Below are 14,096 nucleotides of genomic sequence, written 5' to 3'. Positions count from 1 at the left end.
AGTTACCCATGAATCAATTCACTCAGCTTGTTCCGGCCGGCGTCAGCGATCTGGATCTGGCGTTGCTGCGCCAGACCATCGCCTTGTCGCAGGAATCAAAACAGCGCGGCCGTCATCCGTTCGCGGCGTTGGTGGCTGACCGCAACGGCAAGGTGATTGTCGAAGCGGGCAACAATTCGATGCCGCCGGAGGGCGATCCCACACAGCACGCCGAACTGGTCGCGGCGGCTGCCGCTGCCAGGCTTTTGTCTGCGAAGGAACTGGAGCAGTGCACGCTGTACACCAGTGCCGAACCCTGCTGCATGTGTGCCGGCGCGGTGTATTGGACCGGGATCGGGCGAGTGGTTTATGCCTTGTCGGAGCACTCGTTACTGGGGCTGACGGGGGATCATCCCGAGAATCCGACGTTTGCTTTGCCGTGTCGCGAAGTCTTTGCCAAGGGCCAGCGCAAGGTCAGCGTATTGGGACCAATGCTGGAAGCCGAGGCTAGCGAGCCGCATATAGGATTCTGGTCATAAAGGGTTTCGAACCGAAACTCGATCGTTCCTGGCGCTGCTTTCCGTCAAGGAGTGCAGCGCACCAACGTAATGCCCCATTCAAGAATTATCCGCCTCGGGCGCACGGAAGGCCTTACTGTAGTAACCGGACGGGTCGAAACAGCAAACGTGCTTCTTGCCGCTGGCGAGCATATCGCAGGCATCACCGATTCGTTTCGCGCGGGTCTTGAGTTGCTTGGCTGAAGTGATCCAGTGTATCCAGTCTACTCGTGCGATGGTCGTCGTATTGTTCCAGACTTTAAGCGCCTCAGGAGTAGCTGCGAGTGCCTCTTGAAAATCTGCCGGTATGTCAGGCTCGGGTTCCTTCTGTACAGAGGCTAGCTCCAGCGTAACGATGTCCCCCACAGCTGCGCCTGCGGCTTCGAGTAGCTCTCTGCCGACCGGCAGCCAATGGCTCAGCTGACCATCAGGCTCAAGGGTTGCCTGGAAGGGGTGCCCATTGATTGTGCCTTCAACTGTCGTTCTTCCTCGCCTTGGAAGCTGTTCACTCGCGTCTGCTGGCAATATCAGGAACGCCCAGGACGTATCATTACCAGGCTTTGCCGGGCGGAGAAGCTTTGCTTCGAATCGGAATTTCCTATCGATTGTTGTCATTGCAACGTCTCCAACCAATACGCCTGACGACTCAACTACGGGAAAGCCTCAGTGTCGAGGATCGACGTTACCGATTAGCCACTAGTGTGTCCAGCGGGTGCCTGTGGCCGTTTTTTTGCCTGTCGCAGCCTGGATAGCCGACTTTATGTGCGATGCGAACCGCTCTCAGGCCGCGGTGCTTGTCATCGGAAACACTCGCCAGTCACTTGTCGTGCTGGCAAATAGCCGCTAAACCTTAGGGTGTTTTAGGAGAGGGCCTGAAGATGATTTCCAGATTCGTTGTTGTCCCTGCAATCCCGACAGAGACTGGATCGACGCGTGATGGAATGCGCTTCTATTGTGAGACTGCGCCATCGGTTTCAACATCTATGACAACGAAGAAAAAACATCGCTTGAAGACGACCTATCAAATTCGAGAGGAAGTTCGGGGCGAGTGTCAGCGGCTTAACCACAAGCAGTTGCTGGAAGTTCTTACGGAGCGACCATCCATGACCGTGGTTTAGGCGCTTGCCCACGTGATCAAAATTTTCACCTGACGAAACGAGACGCTACAGTCAGGGGCATGGAAAAATACAAGTTGTTTCGCTGAAGGCTGAATGCTTGTAGAGCGTGACAGTAATTTGGACGCACCGCGAAATCGGAAGATCAGGATGATATGGACAAAGCGGCGCAACTCGCTGATGGGCTTTATTTTTTTAGCGGTCGGTCTGGTGGTTTTTTCGGCGTTACTATTGCTGAAGTCCGAGACTCAGCGAAGGGAAACGTATTTTTCCGAGTACGTGCAAAACATCTCTGGGATTGTGCGCAATCAGCTTGATACCAATGAAGCTGTGCTCTCGGGCTTCTCTGCATTCCTGCAAGCCGTAGACCAGAGTGATACCGAAGCGACGTCCCGATATGCGGCAGTCGTATTGTCGGCCTACCCGCATATCTACATGCTCGAGGCAGCCCGCTCCGTGCCTGTCGCCGAGCAATCCGCCTTTGAGGATCTGTTGCGGCGCACATGGCGCCCAGACTTTGAGCTCAAGGATTTCCCAAGTCTCACTGGGCAGCCAACCCAACCTCAGGCCTTCCTCAAAGAGACCTGGCCCGTTTTGTTTATGTACCCCTTGCTCCCTGAATCCAGTTCGATTTACGGGGTGAGGTTAGAAACGGTCGCTTACCTTTCCTACGCGCTGGCACGCGCCCAAAGCAGCCAGAAACCCGTGGTTTCTCCCGTTTTTTCCATGTACGAGGGCGGTAGTGCTTACATTCTGATGCAGTTAGTCAACCGGCCTGACCAAGAGCGAACGAGCCCCAGCCCCAATTTTTTTGGTAGCACTATGGTGTCATTGCTGTTGATCAAGACGGGCTCTCTTCTTGATGCCGTCAATCGCGCTAACGTCGACCCACTGGTTCATATAACTGCCGTGCTGAAGACCGCAGCCGGTTCTGAAAGCGATGTTTTTTCCACGCACGTTCAACAGGCTGGCTTCCTTGATCGCCTGTTTTTGCCGCAATTGAACGACCGTGTCGAGATCCGCAGTACATCGCAGCCCATGACGCTGGTATTCGACCGGCAACTTCGTTTCGGGGATGTCCTTACTGAAGAAATGTTGATGATTCTTTTGGTACTCGCCGGCGCTCTGGTGCTGATGCCGATGGTATTGATCACGCATTTCAAGGCGATAGAAAGAGCCGAAGTTGAGCACGAACGCTCAGCTTATCTGGCAACCCATGATGTACTCACGCAACTGCCTAACCGTTACCTGTTCGCTGAGCGTTTTGCCCAGGCCATCTCGGATTGGGAAGTGAAAGGGATTCCGTTCGCTGTGCTTTTGATCGACTTGGATCATTTCAAGGAGGTCAACGACAAGTACGGTCATGAAGTCGGCGACCAGGTTTTGCAAGCGGTTGCACGCCGCATGCTTCAAGCCACCCGGTCATGTGACACGGCTGCCCGATACGGCGGCGACGAATTTGTGATGCTGATCTCCAATCTTTCTGACCCCCAGAGCGCTGAGTCGCAAGCGGCGAGGGTATTTGACACCATCGCCCAGACAGTCGCGACAAGTGCGGGGGAGCTTTCAGTGTCGTGCAGCGTCGGAGTTTCGCTGTGTCCTGTTCATGGGCAATCTCTCGACGCATTACTTAAAGCAGCGGATCAGGCCATGTATGGTGTCAAGCAGCTAGGGCGCAAGGGGGTAGGGATGAGGGAATCCCCCCTTGCATGAGGCTTGCGCGGGCATTGGACAAGTCAGTTGTGTTTCTGGGGCTATCATGCACAACTGGACCCCGTCGCGCTTGGTCTTGTCAGGTCACGTGCGTTACTTCAACCTCTGGGAATCTGGTATGACAAGCCCGCAAGATAAAGCCGAATCCGACGCGGATTTAGCTCAGATGGTAATAGGGCTAGGGCCCTGCACTTATCTGTTGCTGCTTTTACTGGGATTGATCCTCCTGTTCCCCTTTCTTGAGGAGGGGCTGATTGCTCGCATGTTGCTCGGCATTCTGTTTTCGGTCGTGCTGCTCGTGGGCGCTTTCGCCACCCGGCAGACCCGACCCGGATTCATCCTCAAACTGTGCCTGGCGTTGCTCGGGATTGGCCTTCAATGGGCCGCCTTGTGGACCGAGAGTATCTCGACTCTTGAACTTGCAGGGATAACCTATGCGGTGTCTCTTACGGTTTCGTTCAGCGGGGTACTGCGCTACCTTCTCAAGCGCGGGCCGATTACAGCGGACAAGCTGCATGGCGCACTTGCGGGCTACATCATGCTGGTCTTCGTTTGGTCCTTCATCTATGCCCTGGTCGAGATTTCCGCCGCTGGCTCATTCGGCCCTGGCAACTTCGATTTCAGACAGCCCGGCACTTTCTTCAAACTGATCTATTTCAGCTTCACGACGCTCACGACCACCGGTTACGGGGATATTATCCCGATCACCAACCATGCCCGCTCACTGGTGATGGTCGAAGAATTTTCAGGCGTCTTTTACGTGGGGGTCGTGATAGCGCGGCTTGCCGGTATTTATCCGTCGCATCAGGCCAGATGACGCCCGATTTGCCTGAGCCACCCAAGGCGTTTTTGGTTGACTCTTCCCTGATTTATCAGACACCTCCGAGCGACTGCTTTTGGCTGTTCTCTGCCCGTCGTGAGGGGTAACAGCTCTAAGCGGTCAGGCCAAGGCAAAATGGAAATGCTCGCTCAGAAACACTCACGATAATGTCAGGGTATCGTTCAACGTTCCCTTAAAAATTCGTTGAGCGCACGAACGATATCCAGAATGGATTGCGTAGTGATGCGCCCTGGATTCTGATCGAACATGTGTGGGGCGCCGGGATAGACGTGCAGCTCTACAGCGACCCCGGCGCGCGACAGTCTCAATGCAAATTCCACGTCTTCTTCCAGAAACAGGTCCAGCGAGCCTACCGATATGAAGGTTGGAGGCAGGCCTTGAAGGTCCCGCTGCATGGACGGAGAAAAAAGGCCGATACGATCATCGTCAAGGTTGTAACACCCGCGAAGGCAATCCCAACAGAACCGGTTAGGCGCCGGCAACCAGCTGAAAGTCCCGGTGCTTTCGTTCTGGTGAGGCGATTGCGAGGTGCCCGTGCGGTGATCCAGCATCGGATAGACAAGTACCTGGGCTGCGATGGGATACTGCCCCTTGTCGCGGGCCAGAATGCCCAATGCAGCCGCCAGGCCTCCGCCAGCGCTGTGCCCCATGATCACGACTTTTCGGGTATCCATGCCCAGGTCATGGTCATCACCGAATAACCAAGCGAGCGCGGTATAGCAGTCTTCAAGGGGCAGGGGAAAAGGGTGTTCAGGCGCCAATCGATAATCGACTGCGACGATGAGGGTTTTCAATTGTTCGGCAAGCGCCGCCAGGTAGTTGTCGGCCATTTCAGGCTGGCCCAGTACAAAGCCTCCACCATGGATGTAAAGGATCACCGGAAGGCGGGCAGTTGCTGATGTCGTATCAGGTCGGTAAATACACAGGCGCAGAGGCTCTTTATCGGCCGTTATCCATCGCTCTTCGTAGCTGCTGTTTTGCTGAATCCTGTAGGTTGTATGGACGCGCTCCCGGATGGTCGGCAGTGTATCGATCGACCAGTGATCCGTGCCAGGGAGCAGAAAGCTGTGGAATTCGGGATCAAGCAGTTCATGTGGCCTCAACGTTCCGCTCCCTTCCTGTCGAACTCAATGGCACCTGTTGCCAGGTGCCTTGTCCTCACCGTTAAAGCCAGGCTTTGATTTGAGCAGCCACGGCTTGAGTGGAGATGCCGTAGCGATCATGCAACGTCGGCAGGGCGCCTGCATCGAGGAACGCGTCGGGCAAGGCGATCTGCCTGAAGGTTGGCGTCACGCCGTTGCGCAGCAGCACCCCGGCGACGGCCTCGCCGAGGCCACCAATGATCGAGCTGTTCTCTGCGGTGACCACCAGCCGGCCTGATTTCCTTGCCTCGGCAAGAATCGTTTGCTCATCCAGTGGTTTGATCGTCGGCACGTGCAGCACGGCAACATCGACGCCGTCCGCTTGCAGTTCCTTGGCTGCTTCCAGTGCACGCATGGTCATCAGACCGGTGGAGATGATCAACACATCGTTACCGGTGCGCAGGGTCTTGGCCTTGCCGATCTCGAACTTATAGCCGTACTCGTCCAGCACCAGCGGTACATTGCCGCGCAGCAGGCGCATGTACACCGGCCCCTGATGCGCGGCGATGGCTGGCACAGCCTGTTCGATTTCCAGGGCATCGCACGGGTCGACGATCATCAGGTTGGGCATGGCGCGGAAGATCGCCAGGTCATCGGTGGCCTGGTGGCTCGGGCCGTAGCCGGTGGTGAGACCGGGCAGCCCGCAGACGATCTTGACGTTGAGGTTTTCCTCGGCAATCGCCATGCAGATAAAGTCATAAGCGCGGCGCGACGCGAACACCGCGTAGGTGGTGGCGAAAGGTACGAAGCCTTCGCGGGCCATACCGGCGGCTGCACTCATCAACAACTGCTCGGCCATGCCCATTTGATAGAAGCGGTCAGGATGCGCCTTGGCGAAGATGTGCAGGTCGGTGTACTTGGACAGGTCTGCGGACAGGCCGACGATGTCCTGACGCTGATCTGCCAGCGCCGCGAGCGCATGACCGAAAGGCGCTGATTTCGTGACTTGGCCTTCAGAAGCAATCGAAGCGATCATCGCCGAGGTGGTCAGGCGTTTTTTGATCGGTTCGGCAGTCGAAGTCGGCGTGTTGGCGGCGTTGCTCATTGGTTTTTTCCTTCTTCAAGATTGTTCAGTGCCAGATCCCATTCGTGTTCTTCCACGCGGATGAAGTGGGTCTTTTCCCGGGTTTCGAGGAAGGGCACGCCTTTGCCCATTTTGGTATCGCAGATGATCACCCGAGGCTGAGTGCCGGGATGATTGCGCGCGGCATCGAACGCGGTGACCAGCGCCTCCAGATCATTGCCGTCAACGCGCTGGGTGAACCAGCCAAAGGCTTGCCAGCGATCGACGATGGGTTCAAAGGACAGGATTTCACTGGAGTGACCGTCGGCTTGCTGGTTGTTGACGTCGACGATGGCGATCAGGTTGTCGAGCTTCCAATGTGACGCCGACATCACGGCTTCCCAGGTCGAGCCTTCGTTCAGTTCGCCGTCCGACAGCAGGTTGTAGACGAAGGCTAGTGAGCCTTTGCGGTTGAGACCCAGGCAGGCACCGACCGCGATGCCGAGGCCCTGGCCCAGCGAACCACCGGTGATTTCCATACCCGGCGTGTAGGCGGCCATGCCCGACATTGGCAGGCGGCTGTCGTCTGCGCCGTAGGTTTCCAGCTCGTCGAGCGGGATGATTTCGGCTTCGATCAAGGCCGCGTACAACGCAATGGCGTAGTGACCAATCGACAGGTAGAAACGATCGCGGGCTTCCCATTCAGGATCTTCAGGACGATGGTTCAGAGCATGGAAGTAGGACACCGCCAGCAGGTCGGCAGCGCCGAGAGCCTGGCCGACGTAGCCTTGCCCCTGGACTTGACCCATGCGCAGTGCGTGGCGACGAATATTGTGGGCGCGCTCCGTCAGGGTTTTCGGTGTTACGAATGAAGGGTTGGCAGTCATGGTGAAATCTCCTGTGAATCAACGATTGACCAAGGCGGCGGGAATGCGCAGCACCAGGGTGGCACCGACGAGCAGCACGCCAGTGATCAGATACATGCCGATGGCGCTGGAGCCGGTCAGTGTGGTTATCCAGCCGATCAGGTAGGGCGAGCAGAAGCCGGCGAGGTTGGCGAAACTGTTGACTGCCGCAATGCCTGCTGCGGCGGACACGCCACCGAGCAGCGTGGTGGGCAGCATCCAGAACATCGACGTCGCGGACAGAATCCCGGAGGCAGCGAGGCAAAGACTCAGGATGGAAAGCATCACGTTTCCTCCCATCATGGCCGCGAGTGTCAGGCCGATGGCCCCGGCGATCATTGGCACAATCAGGTGCCAGCGGCGCTCGCGGTGTTTGTCGCCACTGCGCCCGGCATACAGCATGGCGGCAATCGCGCAGAAGTAGGGCAGGCTGGTCAGCAGGCCTATTTTCATCGGGTCGGATACCCCTGCGTTGCGCACCAGGGTCGGCAGCCAGAAGGTGATTGCGTACTGCCCCATGACGACACAGAAGTAGATGGCGGCCAGTAACCAGAGGCGGCGGTCACGGATGAACTCGCCTATAGACGCATGCGTCACTTTTTTCTGCTCGTCCTCGGCCAGCTCGCGGCTGATCAGCGCTTTTTCATCGTCGTTCAGCCAGCTGGCTTGATGCACTCCGTCCTTGAGATAGCTCAGTACCAGAAGCCCGACTACAACGGTAGGCACAGCCTCAAGCACGAACATCCACTGCCATCCGGCCCAGCCATGAACACCGGCGAAGTGAGTCATGATCCAGCCGGAAATCGGGCCGCCCACCATCCCCGACAACGGAATGGCGATGAACCACAACACGGTCATGCGGGCACGACGATAAGACGGGAACCAATAGGTCAGGTAGAGCAGCAGGCCCGGTGCCAGGCCGGCTTCGGCAATCCCGAGCAGAAAGCGCAACGCATAGAATTGCCAGGCGGTTTCGACGAAGGCGAACAGGGCAGAGACGATGCCCCAGGTGATCATGATGCGCGCGATCCAGACCCTCGCCCCGACCTTGTGCAGAATGATGTTGCTGGGGACTTCGCAGAGGAAATAGCCGATGAAGAACATGCCCGCGCCCAGCCCGTAGACCGTTTCGCTGAGCGCCAGATCATTCATCATTTGCAGTTTGGCAAAGCCGACGTTGACGCGGTCGAGGTAGGCGCACAGATAACACAGCATCAGGAACGGCATCAGACGCCACGCGGTTTTACGGTAGGCGTTGGAGCGCACGGTCGAAACCGCTTCGAGCGACAGGGTAGTCATGATGGTCTGATCTCTTGTTTTTATTGACCGCCAGGCCATCAAGCCTGGCTGTGTCATCGATCCAGAACCGCACGGGCCTTGCAGGCCCGCCCAGATGTACTCAGTGAATCAGCATGCCGCCGTTCACATCCAGAGTGATGCCGGTCAGGTATGAGGATAGGTCGCTGGCCAGGAACAAGGCGGCGTTGGCGACATCCTGGGTCTCACCCAGACGGCCCAACGGGATGCCGTCGATGATCGCGTGACGGCGTTCGTCCTGCATCAGGCCGCCGGTGATGTCGGTGTGAATCAGGCCGGGGGCGATGGAGTTGACGCGCACTTTGTCCGGTCCCAACTCGCGCGCCATCGCTTTGGCCAGACCCAATACGCCGGCCTTGGCGGCGCTGTAATGAGGGCCACCGAAAATGCCGCCGCCGCGCTGGGCGGACACCGACGACATGCACACGATGCTGCCGCTCGACTGTTGACGCATCAGTGGAATGACCGCCTGGGACATGAGCAAGGTACCGCGCAGGCTGACGTCCAGCACCTTGTCGTAATCGGAAGGGCGGATATCGAGCGTCTTGAGCGGTTGGGTGATGCCGGCGTTGTTGACGAGGATGTCGATGCGCCCGAAATGCTCGATGATTTTCGCCACGGCCTGCTGCACCTGGGATTCGTCGGCGACGTTGGCGGCCAGGCCGAGATGGCCTTCGCCCAGGGAGGCAGCGGCATCGCGTGCGGCGGATTCGTCCAGATCGAGAATCACCACACGTGCGCCCTGTTGCGCGAAGGTGGTCGCTGTAGCGCGGCCGATGCCACGTGCGGAAGCTGCACCGGTGATGATCGCGACTTTGCCTTGAAGAAGCATGGAAGAGTACCTCGGATTGTTTTTATTGGGTCGATCCACGAAGAACCGATGACCCAGCTTGTTCCCCAGACCAGCCCTGAGCAATAACGCGAATGTCACTCGGTGCTGAAAAAAATTCAGCACTCGCCAATGAACCCTCCCGATGTTTGAATGGCTGCATGCCCGGCCCACGCCACTTGCAGCGGAACAACAATAATCATGAGTACATCTGGCGACGCACCTCCGATCCTGCCACCACTGAAAGCCATTCAGGCCTTTGAACAGACCGCACGCTTCGGCAACGTCGCCCGCGCGGCCGAATTGCTTGACCTGACACCCTCGGCGGTCAGTCACCAATTGGCCAAACTGGAGGCAATGATTGGTCGCCAGCTGTTTCTCCGGACGGCCAGGGGCGTGACATTGACGCCGGTGGGCGAGCAATACCTCACTGAGGTGTCTGGCATCCTGCACAGCCTGGCGGTGGCGACCGAGCGCGCCACCAGTGACGTCAGCCTCGACTGCCTGCGCTTGCACTCATCCCCCAGTTTCGGCCTGCTGTGGTTGATGCCGCGCCTGGAACAGTTTCGACAGAGCCATCCCGACATCCAGCTCAACCTGTCGTGTTCCTACGAATCGCTGCATTTCAGTCGTGACAAGATCGATGTCGACATCCGCCACGGCATGCCCAACTGGCCCAGCTACGAAGTGCGGACGATACGTAATGAAAGAATTGCGGTCATGGCTTCGCCGAAGTTGCTGGCAACACGTTCGGTTCGAACGGTGGCGGATTTACTGGACAGCCAGTTGATCCTGTCGGAAGCCACATTGATAAAGTGGCCCCAATTGTTTGCCCAACAGGGCGTGTCACGCCCGGAAAAGCCCTACACCCTCAGCTTTGACCGCTCCTACATGACGCTGGAGGCAGCCAGCCACGGGCTGGGATTCGCCTTGGAAAGCACGCTGCTTGCGCAGGACTATCTGGCGCGGGGCGCGCTGGTCGAGGTAGCGCCGGAGCTTAGCGCGCCCATCACTGCACATCACCTGGTTTTTCCGAGGGCCCATGCAAATTTTCCTCGAGTGAGGAGATTTCTGGAGTGGATGCAGAAAGAGCTGGGGCATGACTTCAAATACTGATCTTGATGTCGTGGCAAACCAAACTCCAGTATCACGGCAGTGTGGCTGCTGAGTGTCTACTTTTGGCTGTGGATTCAACCGGTCGATGCAACAGATTGGCTAAATCGTTCAGCGGGCGTTTCGTACGTTAGCGATTTCGGCTTAACGCCCTAAACCACGAGCATTGGTACAGACGAGCATGGCCTATCCAAAGGCGTGCACCGGTGCGGTTTCCCCCTTGGTCTGCGTTCATATTCACTGCATAGCCGCCTCGCCTTGAAGATCAAATGCAGCCTGTCGAGCAAGCTCCGTGAACCGCACTACACTCGTAGACACACATCACAGGCAGCTTTCTATGAATTGGGGCAGCTGCACTGAGCAGAACAGCAGCGCTTAGGCAATTCCCCAATCGCCACTTCGGATTCGATAGCCCATCGCTCCTGAAGTTTTAGCTGATTAGTTACGCCATGTATTAACTGATATTTCAGATCGTCCGTTTATCTTGATGATCATCATAAATATAGTGACCCCATCGTTCTCCTGAAGCACAGCCAAGTTCAACTTTCCTAAAAAAACCGGCGATGTTGGCTGGCCGGCAGAAGGGGGTATCACCAAGTTGCACATAAACATGACCACGTCGCGCCTATATTTGCCAAAACGGTACTGCTAATTCGAGCATCAACCGGTGCTCGTGGTCCTGAACAGAAATCAGGTCAATTCATCGTTGTTCATTCCATAAAATTGGAGTTCCACCATTATGAAATCACGACGTATCGTAAGCGCCACTCTCGCCTTTAGCATGCTGTTGGGCGGGAGTACCATAGTTGGTCAAGCCCTTGCCGCCGACCCTGCTACCAGTCCCCCAAAATCCGCCAGTTCCTCCCCCAACCAGTTTCTCATTGACAAGATCAGTCCGGAATACTGGCGAGTGCAGATCAACAACCCGCCTTTCAACATATATGGTCCGGATTCTACCTTGCAGTTCGAGAAGGTGGTCAGCGCGATAGAAAACGACACCAAACTCAAGGTGGTGGTTTTTGAAAGCAAGGTGCCTGGCTTTTTCCTAACCCACTACGACTTCGCCGAGCCTCTGGAGCGGACCCTGGAAATGCCCAACGGGAAGACCGGCCTGCCGCCCCTTCCGGACATGTTGGTACGCCTGAGTAAGTCCCCAGTGGTTTCCATCGCGATGATCAACGGCCGCGCCTCTGGCGTGGGCAGTGAACTGGCCTTGGCCAGCGATATGCGTTTTGCCAGCGACAAGGCAGTGCTTTCCCAATTTGAAATTGGCGCCGGCTTTGTCCCAGGCGGAGGCCCAATGGCGCGCCTGCCACGTCTTATCGGCCGCGGCCGTGCATTAGAGGTCCTGCTAAGCGGTAACGACATCGACGGCAAGCTGGCCGAGCGTTATGGTTACGTAAACCGCAGCTTTCCCGAAAACGAGCTGAACAGCTTCGTCGATGCTCTGGCCCGCCGTATCGCCACCTTCGACAAGCAATCTCTGGGCGAGATCAAGGAACTGGTGAATGTAGCTTCCCTCCCTTCAAACGAAGACGTCGGGAAAGAATGGCCCGCTTTTCTCAACTCTGTTCGACGCCCTGCCGCCCAACACCATATCGGCCGCCTTATGGAACTAGGCCTGCAACAAAAAGCTGATGTGGAAATTAATCTGCCCAAGTATACCGGCCAGGTCAGTGCCGAGAAAAACTAAGGCGCAGAAAACTGCATTTCCGAGGTGGCGGTTCAAAAACTGTTGAACGACGCCGGATCTCTTCAATAGCTTGTTTTGGGGGGCCTGGTTGACGTTCAAAAGGGTTTGACGCTGGACGCCACCCCGTCTGCCGCAGGGTAAAAGGCATACATCTTGCTTTGCTAACAATATTCATATCGATAGCTAGCAAAAAAGAGGCCTTGAACCATGATCGCTACCTCCAGTCGTGCCGTGATCTGTACGCCCCATGCCGATGCCAGCGCCACCGGCATGCGGGTTCTGGAGGCGGGCGGAACGGCCATCGATGCGATGCTGGCCGCCAGTGCCATGCTTGCAGCGGTTTTCCCGCACATGACCGGTCTGGGTGGCGATGCCCTGTGGATGATCCACGACAGCAAGGTGCGCACCATCGTGGGGATCGGCCAGGCCGGGCAGCGTTTGCCTGAGGGCGGATCCATCACCGTGCGAGGTCCGGCTTCGGTGGCCAGCACCGCGGGCGCGATGGCGAGCTGGAAGACCGCAGCAGACATCAGTCGTCATGAGTGGGGCTCCAGGCTGGGCTGGGCTGATCTGTTGGTAGACGCAGCGAGCGTGGCCGATGCCGGTGTCGTGGTTTCGCAATCGCAATTGTTCTGGCAAACCCTGCGCCAGCCGTTGATCGAGCAATTGCCGGACCTGCATCACCTGTGCAAGACCGACGGGCGCTGGCTGCGCGAGGGCGATAACCTGCGCCAGCCCGAGCTCGCCAACACCCTTCGCCATCTGGCGAAACACGGCGTCGAGGATTTCTACCACGGCGAACTGGCTGAGGCTTTCGGGGCTGCGTTCGATCGCCTTGGGTGCGGCTTGACCGCTGCCGATCTGGCCGCGACCCGCGCCCCTGAAGTCGCACCGATTTCGGTGCGTTACCGCGATGGACGACTCTACAATGTCGCGCCGCCGTGCCAAGGCCTTTACACGTTGCAGGCCATGGCCGCGCTGCAACACAAGCCGCTGGCGCAAGTCGGCAACGGCAGCGCGCTGTACTATCACTATCTGGTCGAAGCCATCAAGCAGGGGTTGCTGCGGCGCAATGCGCAGTTGTGCGATCCGCTGAGCAAGCCCTGGGATTTTGCCGCCAGTCTCGAAAGCGTGCAGATTCAAGCCTATGCAGATGCCATCGACGACCAGCGTGCTGCACCCTGGACCGAGCCGGGGCGCCCGGCCGATACCGTCTGGATGGCCGCGACCGATGCTCAGGGGCGTACGGCCTGCCTGATCCAGAGCCTGTTTCATGACTTCGGCTCGGGCTGCATTCTGGGTGACACCGGCGTGCTGTGGCAGAACCGCGCTGCCGGCTTCAACGCGAATCCCGGGCACGTCAATGGCTGGGCTCCCGGCAAGCGTCCGGCGCACACGCTCAATCCGTCCTGCTATCTGGCTGACGATGGCCGACGCTGGTTCTTCGGCACCCAGGGGGGCGATGGTCAACCGCAGACCCAGATGGTCCTGGCGACCCAACTGATCGACTACCAGCAGCCCATTGACCAGGCCCTGCAAACCCCGCGCTTTTTGTTGGGGCGCAGTTTTTTCGACAGCACGGACAATCTCAAGCTGGAAGGCGACATGGCGGCCAACACGATTGAGGGCCTTGGGATGCTGGGGCATGAGGTGGAAATCATCCCGGCCCGCAGCCCCATGACCGGCCACGCCGGGATCATCGCCATCGATGCCGATGGCCTGCGCAGAGCCATGCATGACCCACGGGGCGAGGGCGCGGGCCTGGGTCAGGCGGGCTGAGCCGTGAGCGGGGCATTTGCCGGGTTCATGCCGCTGGCGGATAATGCCGCCGATTGCCCGCCATCCGCAGCCTTGCGTATTGGCCTGAGGCTTTCTGGACAACAGAGGAA

Annotated in this window: 12 protein-coding genes; 6 read left to right on the top strand and 6 right to left on the bottom strand. The window is 57.8% G+C overall.

Going from position 1 to position 14,096, the window contains the following annotated elements:
• The first annotated feature begins 8 nt into the window (after nt 1–8).
• A complete protein-coding gene (locus D8V06_RS18760; RefSeq protein WP_130931517.1) occupies nt 9–518 on the top strand; it encodes a nucleoside deaminase in 510 nt (169 codons plus the stop codon).
• Between the two features lie 78 nt (nt 519–596).
• Here the strand turns inward: D8V06_RS18760 and D8V06_RS18755 are convergent, their stop codons facing one another.
• Nucleotides 597–1,151: a YdeI/OmpD-associated family protein gene (locus tag D8V06_RS18755; RefSeq protein ID WP_130931515.1), complete on the bottom strand. Its 555-nt coding sequence runs from the start codon at nt 1,149–1,151 to the stop codon at nt 597–599.
• A gap of 650 nt (nt 1,152–1,801) precedes the next feature.
• On the opposite strand from D8V06_RS18755, the gene D8V06_RS18745 reads away from it, so the two are divergent.
• A complete protein-coding gene (locus tag D8V06_RS18745; protein WP_130931513.1) occupies nt 1,802–3,364 on the top strand; it encodes a sensor domain-containing diguanylate cyclase in 1,563 nt (520 codons plus the stop codon).
• A gap of 118 nt (nt 3,365–3,482) precedes the next feature.
• Nucleotides 3,483–4,181 (top strand): potassium channel family protein, encoded by a 699-nt coding sequence (locus D8V06_RS18740; protein WP_130931516.1) that lies wholly within the window; start codon nt 3,483–3,485, stop codon nt 4,179–4,181.
• 185 nt (nt 4,182–4,366) lie between these two features.
• Here D8V06_RS18740 and D8V06_RS18735 read toward each other — a convergent pair whose 3' ends face one another.
• The 5 genes from D8V06_RS18735 to D8V06_RS18715 form a co-directional block, all read right to left on the bottom strand.
• Entirely contained in the window at nt 4,367–5,308 is a 942-nt protein-coding gene (locus tag D8V06_RS18735; protein WP_130905041.1) for an alpha/beta hydrolase, read from the bottom strand.
• A gap of 61 nt (nt 5,309–5,369) precedes the next feature.
• Nucleotides 5,370–6,392 (bottom strand): transketolase family protein, encoded by a 1,023-nt coding sequence (locus tag D8V06_RS18730; RefSeq protein ID WP_130908018.1) that lies wholly within the window; start codon nt 6,390–6,392, stop codon nt 5,370–5,372.
• On the bottom strand, nt 6,389–7,237 hold the full coding sequence (locus D8V06_RS18725; RefSeq protein WP_130931512.1) for a transketolase: 849 nt from the start codon (nt 7,235–7,237) through the stop codon (nt 6,389–6,391). The genes D8V06_RS18730 and D8V06_RS18725 overlap by 4 nt, the downstream gene beginning before the upstream one ends.
• Nucleotides 7,238–7,255: 18 nt before the next feature.
• Complete coding sequence (locus tag D8V06_RS18720) at nt 7,256–8,554, bottom strand: MFS transporter (RefSeq protein WP_130905038.1); 1,299 nt, start codon at nt 8,552–8,554, stop codon at nt 7,256–7,258.
• A 100-nt stretch (nt 8,555–8,654) separates the two neighbouring features.
• Nucleotides 8,655–9,404: an SDR family NAD(P)-dependent oxidoreductase gene (locus D8V06_RS18715; RefSeq protein WP_130931511.1), complete on the bottom strand. Its 750-nt coding sequence runs from the start codon at nt 9,402–9,404 to the stop codon at nt 8,655–8,657.
• A gap of 198 nt (nt 9,405–9,602) precedes the next feature.
• On the opposite strand from D8V06_RS18715, the gene D8V06_RS18710 reads away from it, so the two are divergent.
• The 3 genes from D8V06_RS18710 to D8V06_RS18700 all read left to right on the top strand — a co-directional run bounded on the left by D8V06_RS18710 (nt 9,603) and on the right by D8V06_RS18700 (nt 13,986).
• Complete coding sequence (locus D8V06_RS18710; protein ID WP_130905036.1) at nt 9,603–10,517, top strand: LysR substrate-binding domain-containing protein; 915 nt, start codon at nt 9,603–9,605, stop codon at nt 10,515–10,517.
• Between the two features lie 907 nt (nt 10,518–11,424).
• A complete protein-coding gene (locus D8V06_RS18705) occupies nt 11,425–12,207 on the top strand; it encodes an enoyl-CoA hydratase/isomerase family protein (RefSeq protein WP_241664331.1) in 783 nt (260 codons plus the stop codon).
• Nucleotides 12,208–12,414: 207 nt separating this feature from the next.
• On the top strand, nt 12,415–13,986 hold the full coding sequence (locus D8V06_RS18700) for a gamma-glutamyltransferase (RefSeq protein WP_130931510.1): 1,572 nt from the start codon (nt 12,415–12,417) through the stop codon (nt 13,984–13,986).
• The last annotated feature ends 110 nt before the right edge of the window (nt 13,987–14,096 follow it).

It is taken from the genome of Pseudomonas sp. Sample_24 (genome assembly GCF_004307605.1).
Taxonomy (GTDB): domain Bacteria; phylum Pseudomonadota; class Gammaproteobacteria; order Pseudomonadales; family Pseudomonadaceae; genus Aquipseudomonas.
The sequence above is the reverse complement of the archived record's forward strand: the minus strand, read 5'-3'. Positions and strand labels throughout refer to the sequence as shown.

Coding starts and splice junctions, on each gene's coding strand:
- D8V06_RS18760 (WP_130931517.1), top strand. CDS start 9: ATGAATCAATTCACTCAGCTTGTTCCGGCCGGCGTCAGCGATCTGGAT.
- D8V06_RS18730 (WP_130908018.1), bottom strand. CDS start 6,392: ATGAGCAACGCCGCCAACACGCCGACTTCGACTGCCGAACCGATCAAA.
- D8V06_RS18700 (WP_130931510.1), top strand. CDS start 12,415: ATGATCGCTACCTCCAGTCGTGCCGTGATCTGTACGCCCCATGCCGAT.
- D8V06_RS18725 (WP_130931512.1), bottom strand. CDS start 7,237: ATGACTGCCAACCCTTCATTCGTAACACCGAAAACCCTGACGGAGCGC.
- D8V06_RS18745 (WP_130931513.1), top strand. CDS start 1,802: ATGATATGGACAAAGCGGCGCAACTCGCTGATGGGCTTTATTTTTTTA.
- D8V06_RS18740 (WP_130931516.1), top strand. CDS start 3,483: ATGACAAGCCCGCAAGATAAAGCCGAATCCGACGCGGATTTAGCTCAG.
- D8V06_RS18710 (WP_130905036.1), top strand. CDS start 9,603: ATGAGTACATCTGGCGACGCACCTCCGATCCTGCCACCACTGAAAGCC.
- D8V06_RS18720 (WP_130905038.1), bottom strand. CDS start 8,554: ATGACTACCCTGTCGCTCGAAGCGGTTTCGACCGTGCGCTCCAACGCC.
- D8V06_RS18715 (WP_130931511.1), bottom strand. CDS start 9,404: ATGCTTCTTCAAGGCAAAGTCGCGATCATCACCGGTGCAGCTTCCGCA.
- D8V06_RS18755 (WP_130931515.1), bottom strand. CDS start 1,151: ATGACAACAATCGATAGGAAATTCCGATTCGAAGCAAAGCTTCTCCGC.